Here is a 16,084-nt window from a genome sequence, read left to right as displayed (position 1 = left end):
CTATTCGCCAACTACAGCTTAAGTACAAGACGTAGAACGGCACGCGGCACCTTTCCTTCGCTCTTCATGGAGCACACCCACACGGGGGGCCGAGCATGCTGACCTTGCTCAATCTGCTTTCCGCCGTGACCCTGCTTATCTGGGGCACGCACATCGTCCGTACCGGCATTCTGCGGGTCTACGGTTCCAACTTGCGCCAAGTCATCGGGCAGAACATGTCCAAACGCTGGCTGGCCTTCGTCGCCGGTATTCTGGTGACGGCCATGGTGCAAAGCAGCAACGCCACCGCGATGCTGGTGACGTCCTTTGTCGGCCAAGGCCTCATGGGGCTGGTGCCCGCACTGGCGACCATGCTCGGTGCCGACGTCGGTACGGCGCTGATGGCGCGGGTGCTGACCTTCGACCTGTCCTGGTTGTCACCGCTGCTGATTTTCCTCGGTGTTATTTTTTTCCTGTCGCGCAAACAGACGCGCGCCGGCCAACTGGGCCGCGTGGGCATCGGCCTCGGCCTGATCATCCTCGCCCTGCAATTGATCGTCGAAGCCGCCGGACCGATCACCCATGCTCAGGGCGTCAAAGTGATCTTCGCCTCGCTGACCGGCGACATCCTGCTCGACGCCCTGATCGGCGCGCTGTTCGCCATGATTTCCTACTCCAGCCTGGCCGCCGTGCTGCTTACCGCCACCCTGGCCGGTGCCGGCGTGATCGGCCTGCATGTGGCCATCGGCCTGGTGATCGGCGCCAATATCGGCAGCGGCATACTGGCCTTCCTCAGCACCAGCATGCAGAACGCCGCCGGGCGCCAGGTGGCGCTGGGCAGCCTGCTCTACAAACTGATCGGCCTGCTGCTGATCATCCCGGTGCTCGACCCGCTGGTGCTGTGGATGGACAGCCTGGACTACAGCGCCCAAGGCATGGTCATCAGCTTCCACCTGCTCTACAACGTCAGCCGCTGCCTGATCCTGCTGCCCACCATCGGCCCGATGGCGCGGCTGTGCGAGTGGTTGCTGCCGGAGCGCGAAGAGGTCAACGGCAAGGCCAAGCCGCGCCACCTGGACCCAGCCGCCCTCGCCACACCGAGCCTCGCCCTGGCCAACGCTGCGCGGGAAACCCTGCGCCTGGGTGACCTGATCGACAACATGCTGATGGCCATGCAGGAAGTGCTGCGCGGCAAACAAACCGCCATCACCCAGGAAATGCGCAGTCTCAGCGACGACGTCGAGGCGCTGTACAGCGCGATCAAGCTTTACCTGGCGCAGATGCCGCGCGAAGACCTGGGCGAACACGACAGCCGGCGCTGGGCCGAGATCATCGAGCTGTCGATCAACCTGAAGCTGGCCGGCGACCTGATCGAGCGCATGCTGCGCAAGGTGCAGCAGCAGAAGACCTCGCAGCGCCGCCAGTTTTCCGAGGTCGGCCTGGAGGAGCTTTCGGGCCTGCACAGCCAGTTGATCGCCAACCTGCGCCTGGGGCTGTCGGTGTTCCTGAGTGCCGACCCGGAAAGCGCCCGCCAGTTACTGCGCGAGAAACGCCGCTTCCGCGCCCAGGAGCGTCGCCTGGCTCACGCCCATGTCAGCCGGCTGCAACACAAGATCGTACAGAGCCTGGAGACCAGCTCCCTGCACCTGGAGCTGATTGCCGACATGAAGCGCCTCAACTCGCTGTTTTGCAGCAGCGCCTATGTCGTGCTGGAAACGTCCGACACCGGCGCACTCTCCTCCGACGATATTGCCGACATCACGCATTCACCCTGAACGGATGGTGGCCCGTGAAGTCAGTTAAAGCTGACCTCACTCGCCAGGAAGCTTGTTATGCGTCGCCTGTTGTTCGCCTGCCTGCTCATGGGCTCTGCCCATGCCTTTGCTTTTGACCGTTTGCAAGTCGAGGGCTACACCTTGCCCAACGGCCTGCAAGTGCTGCTCAAGCCAGGCACCGAACGCGGGCATGTGGCGATTCGCCTGGTGGTTGGCGTGGGCCTGGATGACTTCAGTTGTGAGCAAAAAGAGCTGCCGCACCTGCTCGAACACCTGTTGTTCAGCGGCATCGACGGTGGCGGCGAAGGTGATCTCGAAGACCGCATGCAAGCCCTGGGCGGCGAGTGGAACGCCTACACCAGCAACGCCGACACCACCTTTGTGATCGAGGCCCCGGCACACAACCAGCGCAAGGTGCTCGACCTGCTGCTGGCCATCCTCACCCGCACCGAACTGACCGACGCCAATATCAATGCCGCCAAGCGCGTCGTCGAGCGCGAGGACGGCGGGCATTACTCGCACCTGCAGCGCCTGCTCGACCGTCAGGACCTGGGCCACACCGCCAGCAATCAACTGGCGGTCGAGCTGGGCCTCAAGTGCGCCGAACGGGCCGAGGTCGGTCAACTCACGCGCGATCAATTGGAGACACTGCGCAAAAACTGGTACGCCCCCAACAACATGACCCTGATTATCGTCGGCGACCTCGACAAACTGCTGCCGGCCTACCTTGAGCGCACCTACGGCGAACTCGACCCGGTCGAGCCGACCGACCACCTGGCCCTGCCCGAAATCCAGCACGCCGCCGCTCATCGTCGCGACCTGATGCGCGGCTGGGTCGGCGACGGCGCCAAGTTGCACTGGCTGTTTCCCGAGCCGATGCTGGACGATCAGCACGACGAAACCTACGACTTGCTCAAGGATTACCTCGACTGGGCGTTGTATCGCGAACTGCGCCTCAGGCACGGTTTATCCTACGGCCCCTGGAGTGAGCGCGAAGTACTCGGCAGTGTCGGCTTCCTCAGCCTGAATGCCGATCTTGAACGCGAAGACCTCCCCGAGGCCCAACAGGTGCTGCACGACCTCACAGCCAGGCTGCTCAAGGACGGCCTCGAGCCGGCCGCCTTCGCCCGCCTGCAACAGGCCGCCGTCGCCCGCCAGGCCTGGGCCGTGCAGGGCAACAGCGCCTTGGCCGACTATTATTGGAGCGCGTCCGGCGAGTACGCCAACGGGCGCTTCAGCGACCCGGTCAAGCGCATCAAAGCGGTCAGCCTGGAACAGACCAACCAGGCCATGCGCCAGGTGTTCAAGCAACCGGGCTACTGGCGCATCGAAAAACCGCTGCTCAGCTACGACGCTCTGAACTGGATCGGCGCCGGCGTGCTCGGGCTGATCGCGATTGTGTTGATCGGCGTGCGCGGTTATCGCAAACGGATCGCGCAGTGAGTCACCGCACACGCGTACCGAGACGCTATTCTGTCCGGGATCTTTTCCTACACCTACTGCGAATCGCCGAATGCCAAACCTGAGTCACGTAATCCAGCGCATCCTCGAACTGATGAAGCGCTACCCAGGGGTGATCGCACTCGGCGGCTTCATCTCGGGTGTGGGCAGCTTCATTCTGGTGGACCGCCAGCAGGGCATGGCCAGCTGGATCGCGGTGATCATGCTGGTGAGCTGGTTGTGGCTGATGCTGGAAAACAGTTTTACCCAACTGTTCGCCAAGCTGTTCAAGCGGGAAATCCCCGAACCGCTGTTGCGCTATGCCACCCAGATGATTCACCAGGAAAGCCTGTTTTTCGTGCTGCCGTTTTTCTTCGTCACCACCGCCTGGAACAGCGGCCAATCGGTGTTTACCGGCCTGCTGGGCGCGGCGGCGCTGGTGTCGATCATCGACCCGCTGTACTACAAATGGCTGGCGCCCAAGCGCTCGCTGTTCCTGGCCCTGCACACCCTGACACTGTTTGCCGCGCTGCTCACCGCGCTGCCGATCATCCTGCACCTGACCACCGCCGAGAGTTACAAGCTGGCGCTCGGCGTGGCCATGGCGCTGTCGATTCCCAGCCTGGCGTTGAGCCTGCCGCTGCGTAGCCTCAGGGGCTGGGCGATGCTGCTGGGGGTCACGGCCGCCATCGGCTGCGCCGGCTGGTTCCTGCGCAGCTGGGTGCCGCCCGCCACGCTGTGGATGACCGAAGTGGCCATCAGCACGCAAATGCAGGATCGCACGCCCGGTGACGACCTCAAGGAAGTCAACGCTGCCCAGTTGCGCAGCGGCGGGCTTTACGCCTACACCGCCATCAACGCGCCGCGCGGGCTCGATGAGCGGATCTACCATGTGTGGAAATTCAACGGGAAAGAAGTCGACCGCATCGCCCTCGATATCCATGGCGGACGCAAGGAAGGCTACCGCGCCTGGACCCACAAACAGAACTTCCCCGGCGACGCCGTAGGGCGCTGGCAGGTGCAGGTGCTCACCGAAGACGGGCAGGTGATCGGCGTGCTGCGCTTCAAAGTGACGGACACCGCACAAACGGACAACCCAACGTAGACGGTAGTGTGCTATTACGTAGCCATTGCGAAATAGCAGACAAGCTCGGAGCTTATGACCAGCAGTCCCACGCCCGGCGCAGCCCACCTCGATACGTCCATCTCGCCGCCACAGTTGCGGATTACGGGGGACTGGACACTGGCCCACTACGCAAGCCTGCGCACACTGTCAGCCAGGCTCGACGGACAGTACGACGCCGCCGCACGCATCGACCTCAACGGCCTCGGCGCGCTGGATACTGCCGGCGCGTCGCTGCTTGTGGAATTGCTCGGCCCCACCCGCATCGAGCAATCGGCCGAACAGACCGATTGCAGTTTGTCCGCCGCCGACCGCGCGTTGCTCAAGACCGTCTACCGCTCCCTCAACGATTTCTGCGTGCCCGATAAAGGCCCGGAAGAGGCCACCAGCGTCCAGTTGCTGGCGCGTATCGGCCGGGCGGTGGACACCGTGTGGCAGGACAGCAAACAGCTGCTGGGCTTTATCGGCCTGATCCTTGAAACCTTCGCCCGCGGCATGCTGCGCCCCAAACGCTGGCGCCTCACGCCGATGGTCGCGCACCTGGAGCAGGTCGGCCTCGACGCGGCGCCCATTGTCGCCCTGCTGACCTTCCTGGTGGGCGCAGTGGTGGCGTTTCTGGGCGCCACGGTGCTCAAGAGCTTCGGCGCGACGATTTTTACCGTGGACCTGGTGGCGTTCTCTTTTCTGCGTGAATTCGGCGTATTGCTCACCGCCATCCTGATCGCCGGCCGCACGGCCAGCGCCTTTACCGCGCAGATCGGCTCGATGAAGGCCAACGAAGAAATCGACGCCATCCGCACCCTGGGCCTGGACCCGATGGAGCTGCTGGTGTTGCCGCGCGTCATGGCGCTGCTGGTGGCGCTGCCGATGCTGACGTTTCTGGCGATGCTCTCGGGCATTGTCGGCGGTGGCGTGGTGTGCGCCGTGGCCCTGGATATTTCGCCGGCAATGTTTCTGTCGCTGCTGCAATCGGACATCGGCGTGCAGCATTTTATGGTGGGCCTGGTGAAGGCGCCGGTGTTCGCGTTTCTGATCGCGGCCATTGGCTGCCTGGAAGGTTTCAAGGTCAGCGGCAGTGCCGAGTCGGTAGGTGCCCACACCACCTCCAGCGTGGTGCAGTCGATTTTCGTGGTGATCGTGCTGGATGCGGTCGCCGCACTGTTCTTTATGGAGATGGGCTGGTGAGCCGTCCACTGCGCGCACCCGCCGAGGCGGTGATTGAAGTGCGTGGCTTGTGCAATCGCTTTGGCAGCCAGAGCGTGCACGAACACCTCGACCTTGATGTGTACAAGGGCGAGATCCTCGCCGTGGTCGGCGGCTCCGGCAGCGGCAAGTCGGTGCTGCTGCGCAGTATCGTCGGCCTGCGCCGGCCCAGCGCCGGCGAGGTGCGTGTGTTCGGCCAGAACCTGCCGAACCTGCCCGAGCACGAACGCTCCCTGGTGGAACGCCGCTTTGGCGTGCTGTTCCAGAAGGGCGCGCTGTTTTCGTCACTCACCGTCACCGAGAACGTCGCCCTGCCGCTGATCGAACACGCCGGCCTCAGCCGCGCCGACGCCGAGCACCTGGCGGCGGTCAAGCTGGCCCTGGCCGGCTTGCCGCTGTCGGCCGCCGACAAATACCCGGCATCGCTGTCCGGCGGCATGATCAAGCGCGCGGCCCTGGCCCGTGCCCTGGCACTGGACCCGGATATCCTGTTTCTCGACGAACCCACTGCCGGCCTCGACCCGATTGGTGCGGCGCAATTCGACCAACTGATCCTGACCCTGCGCGACGCGCTGGGCCTGAGCGTGTTTCTGGTCACACACGACCTGGACACGCTGTACACCATCACCGACCGCGTGGCGGTGCTGGCGCAGAAGAAAGTGCTGGTGGCCGACGCCATCGATGTCGTCTCGGAAACCGACGACCCCTGGATTCACGACTATTTCCACGGCCCACGGGGCCGCGCGGCATTGGATGCCGCTCAACCGCTCAACGAGGTATGACATGGAAACCCGCGCCCATCATGTGATGATCGGTCTGTTCAGCGTGATCGTGGTGGTCGGCGCGATGCTGTTTGGCCTGTGGCTGGCCAAATCCAGCGTCGACAGCGCCTTCCAGGATTACGAAGTGATCTTCAACGAGGCGGTCAGCGGCCTGTCCCAGGGCAGCTCGGTGCAGTACAGCGGGATCAAGGTGGGCGACGTCACCAGCCTGCGCCTGGACCCGAAAGACCCGCGCCGCGTGCTGGCGCGCATCCGCCTGGCCGGGCAGACACCGATCAAGGAAGACACCCAGGCCAAGCTCGCGCTGACCGGCATCACCGGCACCTCGATCATCCAGCTCAGCGGCGGCACGCCGCAAAGCCCCGAACTCAAGGGCAAGGATGGCGAGCTGCCGCTGATCATCGCCTCACCGTCGCCCATCGCGCGGCTGCTCAATAACAGCAATGACCTGATGACCGGCATCAACCTGCTGCTGCACAACGCCAACAATATGTTTTCTTCGCAGAACGTCGACCGCCTGAGCAAGACCCTCGACAACCTGCAGCAAACCACTGGCGCCATTGCCGATCAGCGCGGCGATATCAAGGTGGTGATGCAACAACTGATGCAGGTAAGCAAGCAGGCCACCGCTGCGCTCGAGCAGACCACCGTGCTGATGCGCAACGCCAATGGCTTGCTCAACGATCAGGGCAGACAGGCGTTCGGCAGCGCCGAGCAGGCAATGAAATCCCTGCAGCAAAGCACCGCCACCATCAACACCTTGCTCACCACAAATAAGGATTCGGTGAACAGCGGCATGCAGGGCCTCAACGAACTGGCGCCGGCCGTGCGCGAGCTGCGCGAAACCCTCGCGTCGCTGCGCGCCATTTCCCGGCGCCTGGAAGCCAACCCCAGCGGCTACCTGCTGGGCAGCGACAAAAACAAGGAGTTCACGCCATGAAGCGTGCTTGCCAACTGATCGCTCCACTGGCCCTGGCACTGCTGAGCGCGTGCTCGATCCTGCCCAAAGCGGACCCTTCGGACGTGTATCGCCTGACGGCAACGCCCGCCGCCACACAAGGCGCCCCGCTGAGCTGGTCGCTGCGCGTGACCAAGCCCCAGACCAGCGAGTTTCTCGACAGCCCGCGCATTGCCGTGGTGCCCAATGGCAACCTGATCAGCAGCTATGCCCACGCGCGCTGGAGCGACCCGGCGCCGGTGCTGCTGCGCAATCGCCTGCTCGACGGCTTCCAGCGCGATGGGCGGGTGACGCTGCTGAGCACCGACGAGACCAACCTACAAGCCGACTATGAGCTGGGCGGACAGCTGCAGGCGTTTCAGAGCGAATACCAAGGCAGTGCGGTGCAGGTGGTGATTCGGTTGGATGCGCGGGTGGTGCGGGGCAGTGATCAGCGGATTATTGCCAGCCGGCGGTTTGAGGTAAGGCAGCCGGTGGCCGATACCAAGGTGCCGGCGGTAGTCGCCGGGTTTGGATTGGCGGGGGATCAGTTGAACAGGCAGGTGGTGGATTGGGTGGTTGAGCAGGGCAGTAGAGCAACGAATCGCTGAGGGCCTCATCGGGAGCAAGCCCCCTCCCACATTTTGACCTGTGGACGCTTTCAAAATGTGGGAGGGGGCTTGCTCCCGATAGCGACTTCAGCCTCAGCCAAAGAACCAGTAACACACCGCAATCGCCGCAACCACACCGGCAAACTCCGCCAGCAACGCGCACCCCACGGCATGCCTTGCCCGCTGAATCCCCACCGACCCAAAGTACACCGCCAACACATAAAACGTGGTCTCGGTACTGCCCTGAATCGTCGCCGCCACCAACGCGGGGAAGCTGTCCACGCCCTGGGTCTGCATGGTCTCGATCAGCATCGCCCGCGCCGCGCTGCCTGAGAACGGCTTGACCATCGCGGTCGGCAAGGCGTCGACAAACCGCGTGTCCATGCCGGTCCACGCCACCAGATGACGGATGCCTTCCAGGCCGAAGTCCAGCGCCCCGGAAGCACGCAGCACACCGACTGCGCAGAGCATCGCCACCAGATAGGGCAGCAGGTTTTTCGCCACATCGAAACCTTCCTTGGCCCCTTCGACAAACGCCTCGTACACCTTGACCTTGCGCAGCGCGCCGATCAGCAGAAACAGCATGATCAACCCAAACAGCGTCAGGTTGCCAAGGATCGACGACAGCCCGGCCAGCGCCGTGGCGGACAGAGTGGCCAGCAACGCCATGAAACCACCCAGCACCAGCGCACCGGGAATCAGGTAGGCCAGCACCACCGGGTCCCACAACCGCAGGCGCTGCATCACCGCCACCGATAGCAGGCCTACCAGCGTCGAGGCGCTGGTGGCCAGCAGAATCGGCAGGAAGACCAGCGTCGGATCGGCGGCGCCTTGCTGGGCGCGGTACATGAAGATGGTCACCGGCAACAGCGTCAGCGACGAGGCGTTAAGCACCAGAAAAAGGATTTGCGCGTTACTGGCGGTGTTGGGAATGGGGTTGAGTTCCTGCAGCGCCTTCATGGCCTTCAGGCCGATGGGCGTCGCGGCGTTGTCCAAGCCCAGGCCATTGGCGGCGAAGTTGAGGGTGATCAGGCCGATGGCCGGGTGGCCGGCGGGCACTTCGGGCATCAGCCGGCGAAACAGCGGCCCGAGGGCCTTGGCCAGCCAGTCGACGATCCCGGCTTTTTCGGCGATGCGCAAAAAACCCAGCCATAAGGTCAGGGTGCCGAACAGCAGCACCATGACTTCCACTGACAATTTGGCCATGGCGAAAATGCTTTCGACCATCGCCGCGAAAATCCCGGCGTTACCGCCCACCAGCCATTGCGCCAGTGCTGACACCATTGCCACGACAAAGAAGCCAAGCCACAGGCCATTGAGCATCAGTTAAATCCCCCGAAAGATGGGGCGAATGATAACGGGGCTGACAGAAACGACAAACCCCGGAATTTTCCGGGGTTTGTTTCAGCGCCTGAGGGCGATCAGCCGCGAGTGGCCTGGGCGGTCGGCACTGCTGTCCGGGTGCGCCAGTGCGGCAGCGAGTTCCAGTAGCGCTCGCCTTTGGCATCGTCGTACATGCCTTCCCAGCGAGAAATCACCAGCACGGCGAGGGCATTGCCGATCACGTTGAGCGCGGTACGCGCCATGTCCATGATGCGGTCGACACCGGCGATGAAGGCCAGGCCTTCCAGCGGAATGCCCACGCTGCCCAGGGTGGCCAGCAGCACCACGAAAGACACGCCCGGCACGCCGGCAATCCCTTTGGAGGTGACCATCAGGGTCAGCACCAGCATCAGTTGCTGGCCGATCGACAGGTCGATGCCATACAACTGGGCGATAAAGATGGCGGCGATGCTCTGGTACAGGGTCGAGCCGTCAAGGTTGAACGAGTAACCGGTCGGCACCACAAAGCTGCAGATCGCCTTCGGCGCGCCGTAGGCTTCCATCTTCTCGATCACGCGCGGCAGCACGGTTTCGGAACTGGCGGTGGAGTAGGCCAGCACCAGCTCATCCTTGAAGATGCGCATCAGCTTGATCACCGAGAAGCCGAACAGGCGAGCGATCAGGCCCAGCACCACAAAGGCGAAGAACAGGATGGCGACGTAAACCAGGATCACCAGCTTCGCAAGCGGCAGCAGGGAAGCGAAGCCGAAGTTGGCGACGGTCACCGCGATCAGCGCGAAGACACCGATGGGGGCGTACTTCATGATCATGTGGGTGACTTTGAACATGCTCTCGGACACGCCCTGGAACATGGTCACCAGCGGCTCGCGCAGCTCGGGCTTGAGGCTCGACAAGCCGAGGCCGAACAGCACCGAGAAGAAAATGATCGGCAGCATCTCGCCACGGGCGACGGCGGCGAAGATATTCGAGGGGATCAGGTTGAGGATGGTCTCGATGAACGCATGTTCATGCTGCACCTCGGCGGCAGTCGCCTGGTACTTGGAGATATCGACAGTGCCCAGGGTACTCATGTCGATGCCTGCGCCCGGATGGAACAGGTTGGCCAGCAACAGGCCGACAACAATGGCAATGGTGGTGACGATTTCGAAGTAAAGAATGGTTTTGACACCGATCCGACCCAGCTTTTTCGCGTCACCGACCCCGGCAATGCCGACGATCAGCGAGGAAATCACAATTGGGATCACGATCATCTTGATCAGGCGGATAAAGATATCGCCTGCCGGCTGCAAGACGTTGCTGATCCACCAGGCCTTTTCAGCACTGAAATGGTTGAGCACCGCACCGATTGCAATCCCCAGGACCAGACCGATGAGGATCTGCCAGGCGAGGCTTAGTTTTGCCTTCTTCATGTCATTACCCTTACTTCACGTGAACTTAAGGCGAATGCGCCAGCCGCAACGCTCGAGAGCGAAAAAGTGTGTGCACAAGCCTCCATGGAAGGTCACCGCCGCATGGCCGAAATGGCTTACTGGCAGGCGAAAAAAGGCGCAACTATTCCCATGCAAGGGAGCAACGTCTAATGCCGTAAACGCCTACCCTATGCCGAATCGGCATGGCTTTTTTGGGAAATAACTGTCCGAACGGTCAGTTCGATTACGCCAATCTGACGGGCAAACGTGCCGTGAACCTGCCAATACAGGCTTGCTCAGAGAGACAGACGCGCGCTGAAGGGCTGGCACAAACGCCCGTAAATTAACGGAGTATGCGTCAGAAATATCCTATGGAGGGGGCAAAACTTTCTCGATAGGTGGTCGCGACGACACAACCAGTAATGGTTGGTAAAGAGCGAAAACGAAATATTCGGCTAAGGCCGGTATGGGAAGCAGTCCATCAGAGCAACGAGCCCGCCGCAAGTTCAGCAAGCTTGAGGACTTGTGAACTTGCGTCGCAGCTTTTCACCTGACCCGGCCCTTGCGCAGGCACTCCCTGTACCCGTAGGTCACGCCGATCTCGATTGATCAGAGCAACCCGGCCCCCTGGTCATGCATCGCCCTTGGCGAGCGATGCAGACAGAAAAAAGCGACGGGCTTCTTTCTATGGACGCCGGCCCCGCAGACGCTGAGTGCGTCAAACGGAACCTAGTACCAATTCGGATCTTTCTTGAGCTGTTCCATCAACAGCTTTTGCATGCCTTCGTCCGGCTTACCTATAAACCGGTAATCGGCGTGCCGCGTCGGCGATTTGTCCTTCGGCAAACCGGCCGGGACTTCCACCAACAGGGCGTAGGCATCTTCCTTGTCAAAGCTGACGGCTACGATCAGACGCTTGTTCAGGCAGGTGTCTGCAGTCTCGCAAAGCGGCCCGACCAGGTACTTGTCGCCATCTTCTTCAACTGCGGTCATCTGTTGTTCGGCCGAGCCGGACAGGTTCATCACCCATTCCGGCAGGCGCTCTTCTTTCTTCACCACGTCTCGCCAGGTTTCACGGTACTGCGGGTCCGCACTGAGCAATTCGTTGGCTCGGGTCTGACCGTCATTGGCGGCCATCGCCAAACCGCTGCCGCCCAACAACAGGGCGACAGTAATGGCTTTAAAAGAAAGAGTGGTCATCTTCAGCCTCGGCCTTTACGACCAAAGAAGAACGAAGCGATGAACATCACCAGGAAGACAACGAACAGGATCTTGGCGATACCTGTGGCGGTGCCGGCGATGCCACCGAAGCCGAGGACTGCAGCCACAATGGCGATGATCAGAAACGTGATTGCCCAACTCAACATGGTGATTCTCCTTACGCTTTCATAGGGGGTAACAGCTTTAGTGCAGTGCGGTCGCTCAGTACGGCGCCCGATTTATTGCCTAGAACACCCAGCGCTCTTGCGTAGGCAGCGCGTCCAGGGTGGAATCCTGGTCGACCACACGCAATTGCGGGGCAGTCACATCGGCAGTCGCGCTGGCGATGGAACGAAAATGGTTTTGCGTCATGGCCGGACGGTCGAATTGCGGGACTTGCTGCTGACTCTGTTGCCAGTGCTGCAACTGCTGGCCGCCAATCAACGTGATCATCAGTGCCAGGCTGGCAAACAGACCCTGTTGCAGGCGCAGTGGCGATACACGCAATTGGCTGAGGCTTTGGCGAGTCATGCTGCATTTCTCCCGCATTCTGATTATTGGTTCATGACACTCTTGGGAGATGTATTGCAGAGCGCATGCCAGCTTTTTTTCAAAATAAATATTAATAAAATCAATGATTTAAGATTGAACCCAATACAAACGCCCCAGCATCCTGCACGATGCCCCCTTGCAGGCCGTGCGAAATGCACGATGGCCAGTGGTCGGGTCAAGGGATAGAACCCGCCGCAGCGGTTGCCGAAGTGGCACGAAGGGCTAAAAACGCCACTAGCCTGGGGTGCTGTAAGAAGGTGCGCAGATAGCTGCGCGAAGTCGCCTTTTATCGATCAGAATAAACCATGCAACTTGCCCGATTATTCCGGGACTAATCACCATCATCATTTAAAGTTAAGGAGCGCGGGACAGATGGAATCAGCCAAGGAACTTCAAGGCCGCATTCTTTTAGTGGATGACGAATCCGCGATTCTCCGCACCTTCCGTTACTGCCTGGAAGACGAAGGCTACACCGTAGCTACCGCCAACAGCGCCGCCCAGGCCGATGCCCTGATGCAGCGTCAGGTGTTCGACCTGTGCTTCCTCGACCTGCGCCTGGGCGAAGACAATGGCCTGGACGTGCTGGCGCAGATGCGCATTCAGGCGCCGTGGATGCGCGTGGTGATCGTCACCGCGCATTCGGCCGTCGACACCGCCGTGGATGCGATCCAGGCCGGCGCGGCCGATTATCTGGTCAAGCCGTGCAGCCCGGACCAATTGCGTCTGGCCACCGCCAAACAGCTGGAAGTGCGCCAGCTCTCCGCGCGCCTGGAGGCGCTGGAGGGCGAAGTCCGCAAACCTAAGGACGGCCTCGACTCCCATAGCCCGGCAATGATGGTGGTACTCGAAACCGCACGCCAGGTGGCCGGCACCGACGCTAACATCCTGATCCTGGGCGAATCCGGCACCGGTAAGGGTGAGCTGGCGCGGGCCATTCATGGCTGGAGCAAGCGCACCAAGAAATCCTGCGTCACCATCAACTGCCCGTCTCTCACGGCGGAACTGATGGAGAGCGAGTTGTTCGGCCACAGCCGCGGCGCCTTCACCGGGGCCAGCGAAAGCACATTGGGTCGGGTCAACCAGGCGGACGGCGGCACGCTGTTTCTCGATGAGATCGGCGACTTTCCGCTGACCCTGCAGCCCAAGTTGCTGCGCTTTATCCAGGACAAGGAATACGAACGCGTCGGCGATCCGGTGACCCGCCGCGCCGATGTGCGCATCCTCGCGGCCACCAACCTGAACCTGGAAGACATGGTGCGTGACGGCCGCTTCCGTGAAGACCTGCTGTACCGTCTCAACGTCATCACCTTGCACCTGCCGCCGTTGCGCGAACGCAGTGAAGACATCCTGACCCTGGCGGACCGTTTCCTGGCGCGCTTCGTCAAGGACTACGCACGACCGGCGCGAGGTTTCAGCGACCAGGCTCGCGAAGCACTGCTCAACTACCGCTGGCCGGGCAATATCCGCGAACTGCGCAACGTCGTGGAACGCGCGAGCATTATCTGCCCCCAGGAAAAAGTCGAGATCAGCCACCTGGGGATGGCGGAACAGCCGACCAACAATGCGCCGCGCATCGGTGCGGCGTTGAGCCTGGATGAGCTGGAAAAAGCCCACATCGGCGCGGTACTGGCCACCAGCGACACCCTGGATCAGGCGGCCCGTACACTGGGTATCGACGCCTCGACGCTGTACCGCAAACGCAAACAGTACAACCTGTGAGCTTTGCCCTATGAAGCTTGCGATGAAACTGCGCACTCGGTTATTCCTGAGCATCTCCGCACTGATCACCGTGGCCCTGTTGGGCCTGGTGCTGGGGCTGGTCAGCGTGATGCAAATGGCAAAGAGCCAGGAATCCCTGATCCGCAGCAACTTCATCACCCTGGACCTGGGGCTCAAGCTGCGTCAGAGCCTGGGGGACCAGTTGATCCTGATGCTGGAAGAGCAACCCGACGCCAAGGCCCTGGAGACGTCCAAGCAGCAATATTTTGCGTTGCTGGACGAAGGTATCGCCCATGAAAAGCGTGATGGACGAATCAACGGTTTCAGCCAGGCGCGCATCGACTACCTGAACTTTCTGAAAGCGTTCGACGAAGCCCAGCGATCGCCACTGGCGAACAAAAAAAATCAGAAACTGACCGATAGCTTCAACGCCTTGCGCAATGGCCTGATCGCCGAACACAAACAAGCCCTGGAAAACATCAACGCCAGCGAACACAAGTCGCGCAACCGTGCATTATTGATCGCTGCGGCGCTGGGGGTGGTTGGACTTGCCGTGCTGATTATCGGCTTCATCACCGCCCATGGCATCGCACGACGCTTTGGTGGGCCGATCGAAGCCCTGGCCAAGGCGGCCGACAAGATCGGGCAGGGCGATTTCGAGGTGACGCTGCCGATCTCGTCAGCGGCGGAAATGAACCAGCTGACCCGGCGCTTCGGCATCATGGCCGAGGCGCTGCGCCAGCATCAGGCAACCAATGTCGACGAACTTCTGGCCGGCCAGCAGCGCCTGCAGGCGGTGCTCGACAGCATCGACGACGGCCTGCTGATGATCGATCGCCAAGGCCGCCTTGAGCACCTCAACCCTGTGGCACAGCGTCAACTGGGCTGGGACGAGGAGCGCCTGGGGCAGGGACTGGGCGAAGCGCTGGTGCGCCCGGAACTGGATGAACAATTGCAGTTGGTGCTGCGCGGCGGCAACCTGGAGCGGGCGCCGGATGATCTGGAAGTGGACGTCGAAGGCGAATTGCGCCTGCTGACCTACAGCCTTACGCCGGTGAGTCATACCCAGGGGCATATCCTCGGCGCGGTGATGGTGCTGCATGACGTCACCGAGCAGCGTGCCTTCGAGCGGGTGCGCAGCGAGTTCGTATTGCGCGCCTCACACGAGTTGCGCACGCCGGTGACCGGCATGCACATGGCGTTTGGTCTTTTTCGCGAGCGCGCGAAGTTTCCGGCAGAGTCCCGTGAGGCGGACCTGCTGGATACGGTCAACGAAGAGATGCAGCGCCTGATGCAGTTGATCAACGACTTGCTCAACTTCTCGCGCTACCAGAATGGCCTGCAGAAACTCACGCTAGGGCCATGCGACGTGACGGACCTGCTCGAGCATGCGCGCGCGCGCTTTGCCGAGACGGCAAACGCGCAACATATTGAATTGCTAGTGGAAGCCCAGGCCGACGTGCCACGGCTGTACGCCGATCAGGCGCAACTGGAGCGGGTGCTCGACAACCTGCTGGCCAACGCGCTGCGTCATACCGCCGAAGGCGGGCAAATCCACCTGCAGGCGCGACGCCATGGCGAGCGGGTGATTGTCAGCGTCGAAGACAATGGCGAAGGCATTGCCTATGGCCAGCAAGGGCGCATCTTCGAACCTTTCGTGCAGGTGGGCCGCAAGAAAGGTGGCGCAGGCCTGGGGCTGGCACTGTGCAAGGAAATCGTGCAATTGCACGGCGGACGCATGGGCGTGTACTCGCGGCCGGGGCAGGGTACGCAGTTTTATATGGCGTTGCCCCTCTAGTTCGAACGCTTCGTCGGGAGCGAACCCTGTGGCGAGCGGGCTTGCCCCGCGTTGGGCTGCGCAGCAGCCCCAGTCAGGCACCGCGTTGCGTCAGATAAACCGTGTTGTTTTGATTAGGGCTGCTGCGCAGCCCAACGCGGGGCAAGCCCGCTCGCCACAGGGCCCGCTGCCACAGAGGCCGCTCACCATAAAGGTCGCTCGCCACGCGCCTG

At 61.8% G+C, this 16,084-nt stretch carries 14 protein-coding genes; 9 read left to right on the top strand and 5 right to left on the bottom strand.

Annotation, left to right across the window (positions count from 1 at the left end; genetic code table 11):
- Positions 1–95 precede the first annotated feature (95 nt).
- From RHM60_RS16900 to RHM60_RS16870, 7 genes are all read left to right on the top strand, one after another.
- On the top strand, positions 96–1,754 hold the full coding sequence (locus RHM60_RS16900; RefSeq protein ID WP_209986919.1) for a Na/Pi cotransporter family protein: 1,659 nt from the start codon (positions 96–98) through the stop codon (positions 1,752–1,754).
- 57 nt (positions 1,755–1,811) lie between these two features.
- The gene (locus RHM60_RS16895) at positions 1,812–3,197 is read left to right on the top strand and encodes a M16 family metallopeptidase (protein ID WP_231422157.1); all 1,386 of its coding nucleotides are present in this window, start codon (positions 1,812–1,814) and stop codon (positions 3,195–3,197) included.
- 70 nt (positions 3,198–3,267) lie between these two features.
- Positions 3,268–4,299, top strand: coding sequence for a DUF5924 family protein (locus RHM60_RS16890; protein WP_209986913.1), 1,032 nt, complete (start codon positions 3,268–3,270; stop codon positions 4,297–4,299).
- 54 nt (positions 4,300–4,353) lie between these two features.
- The gene (locus RHM60_RS16885) at positions 4,354–5,502 is read left to right on the top strand and encodes an ABC transporter permease (RefSeq protein ID WP_322212248.1); all 1,149 of its coding nucleotides are present in this window, start codon (positions 4,354–4,356) and stop codon (positions 5,500–5,502) included.
- Positions 5,499–6,302, top strand: a complete 804-nt coding sequence (locus RHM60_RS16880) for an ABC transporter ATP-binding protein (RefSeq protein WP_209986907.1) — start codon at positions 5,499–5,501, stop codon at positions 6,300–6,302. The genes RHM60_RS16885 and RHM60_RS16880 overlap by 4 nt, the downstream gene beginning before the upstream one ends.
- A 1-nt stretch (position 6,303) precedes the next feature.
- Positions 6,304–7,242, top strand: a complete 939-nt coding sequence (locus RHM60_RS16875) for an MlaD family protein (RefSeq protein ID WP_209986904.1) — start codon at positions 6,304–6,306, stop codon at positions 7,240–7,242.
- Positions 7,239–7,850, top strand: coding sequence for an ABC-type transport auxiliary lipoprotein family protein (locus RHM60_RS16870; protein ID WP_231422159.1), 612 nt, complete (start codon positions 7,239–7,241; stop codon positions 7,848–7,850). The genes RHM60_RS16875 and RHM60_RS16870 overlap by 4 nt, the downstream gene beginning before the upstream one ends.
- 93 nt (positions 7,851–7,943) lie before the next feature.
- Here RHM60_RS16870 and RHM60_RS16865 read toward each other — a convergent pair whose 3' ends face one another.
- The 5 genes from RHM60_RS16865 to RHM60_RS16845 form a co-directional block, all read right to left on the bottom strand.
- Positions 7,944–9,173, bottom strand: a complete 1,230-nt coding sequence (locus tag RHM60_RS16865) for a nucleoside recognition domain-containing protein (protein ID WP_057006172.1) — start codon at positions 9,171–9,173, stop codon at positions 7,944–7,946.
- A gap of 98 nt (positions 9,174–9,271) precedes the next feature.
- A complete protein-coding gene (gltP, locus tag RHM60_RS16860) occupies positions 9,272–10,603 on the bottom strand; it encodes a glutamate/aspartate:proton symporter GltP (protein WP_209986893.1) in 1,332 nt (443 codons plus the stop codon).
- Positions 10,604–11,332: 729 nt separating this feature from the next.
- Positions 11,333–11,803 (bottom strand): inhibitor of vertebrate lysozyme family protein, encoded by a 471-nt coding sequence (locus RHM60_RS16855; RefSeq protein ID WP_057006174.1) that lies wholly within the window; start codon positions 11,801–11,803, stop codon positions 11,333–11,335.
- Between the two features lie 2 nt (positions 11,804–11,805).
- Positions 11,806–11,970, bottom strand: coding sequence for a DUF1328 domain-containing protein (locus tag RHM60_RS16850; RefSeq protein WP_003187386.1), 165 nt, complete (start codon positions 11,968–11,970; stop codon positions 11,806–11,808).
- Between the two features lie 79 nt (positions 11,971–12,049).
- The gene (locus RHM60_RS16845; protein WP_209986891.1) at positions 12,050–12,334 is read right to left on the bottom strand and encodes a hypothetical protein; all 285 of its coding nucleotides are present in this window, start codon (positions 12,332–12,334) and stop codon (positions 12,050–12,052) included.
- A 393-nt stretch (positions 12,335–12,727) separates the two neighbouring features.
- Between RHM60_RS16845 and algB the strand changes: the two genes are divergently transcribed.
- Together algB and RHM60_RS16835 are read left to right on the top strand one after the other, a co-directional pair.
- A complete protein-coding gene (gene algB, locus RHM60_RS16840) occupies positions 12,728–14,074 on the top strand; it encodes a sigma-54-dependent response regulator transcription factor AlgB (RefSeq protein ID WP_003233753.1) in 1,347 nt (448 codons plus the stop codon).
- A 10-nt stretch (positions 14,075–14,084) separates the two neighbouring features.
- Positions 14,085–15,872, top strand: coding sequence for a KinB sensor domain-containing domain (locus RHM60_RS16835; protein WP_322212247.1), 1,788 nt, complete (start codon positions 14,085–14,087; stop codon positions 15,870–15,872).
- Positions 15,873–16,084: the final 212 nt, after the last annotated feature.

The organism is Pseudomonas sp. MH9.3, from assembly GCF_034354675.1.
Classification (GTDB): domain Bacteria; phylum Pseudomonadota; class Gammaproteobacteria; order Pseudomonadales; family Pseudomonadaceae; genus Aquipseudomonas.
Note: the sequence above shows the minus strand (reverse complement) of the source record. Positions and strands in the feature narration are given on the sequence as shown.

What these genes read in the sequence shown, in the direction of transcription:
- RHM60_RS16870 (WP_231422159.1), top strand. Translation starts at nt 7,239, where the DNA reads ATGAAGCGTGCTTGCCAACTGATCGCTCCACTGGCCCTGGCACTGCTG.
- gltP (WP_209986893.1), bottom strand. Translation starts at nt 10,603, where the DNA reads ATGAAGAAGGCAAAACTAAGCCTCGCCTGGCAGATCCTCATCGGTCTG.
- RHM60_RS16850 (WP_003187386.1), bottom strand. Translation starts at nt 11,970, where the DNA reads ATGTTGAGTTGGGCAATCACGTTTCTGATCATCGCCATTGTGGCTGCA.
- algB (WP_003233753.1), top strand. Translation starts at nt 12,728, where the DNA reads ATGGAATCAGCCAAGGAACTTCAAGGCCGCATTCTTTTAGTGGATGAC.
- RHM60_RS16875 (WP_209986904.1), top strand. Translation starts at nt 6,304, where the DNA reads ATGGAAACCCGCGCCCATCATGTGATGATCGGTCTGTTCAGCGTGATC.
- RHM60_RS16835 (WP_322212247.1), top strand. Translation starts at nt 14,085, where the DNA reads ATGAAGCTTGCGATGAAACTGCGCACTCGGTTATTCCTGAGCATCTCC.
- RHM60_RS16855 (WP_057006174.1), bottom strand. Translation starts at nt 11,803, where the DNA reads ATGACCACTCTTTCTTTTAAAGCCATTACTGTCGCCCTGTTGTTGGGC.
- RHM60_RS16900 (WP_209986919.1), top strand. Translation starts at nt 96, where the DNA reads ATGCTGACCTTGCTCAATCTGCTTTCCGCCGTGACCCTGCTTATCTGG.
- RHM60_RS16895 (WP_231422157.1), top strand. Translation starts at nt 1,812, where the DNA reads ATGCGTCGCCTGTTGTTCGCCTGCCTGCTCATGGGCTCTGCCCATGCC.
- RHM60_RS16845 (WP_209986891.1), bottom strand. Translation starts at nt 12,334, where the DNA reads ATGACTCGCCAAAGCCTCAGCCAATTGCGTGTATCGCCACTGCGCCTG.
- RHM60_RS16865 (WP_057006172.1), bottom strand. Translation starts at nt 9,173, where the DNA reads ATGCTCAATGGCCTGTGGCTTGGCTTCTTTGTCGTGGCAATGGTGTCA.
- RHM60_RS16885 (WP_322212248.1), top strand. Translation starts at nt 4,354, where the DNA reads ATGACCAGCAGTCCCACGCCCGGCGCAGCCCACCTCGATACGTCCATC.
- RHM60_RS16890 (WP_209986913.1), top strand. Translation starts at nt 3,268, where the DNA reads ATGCCAAACCTGAGTCACGTAATCCAGCGCATCCTCGAACTGATGAAG.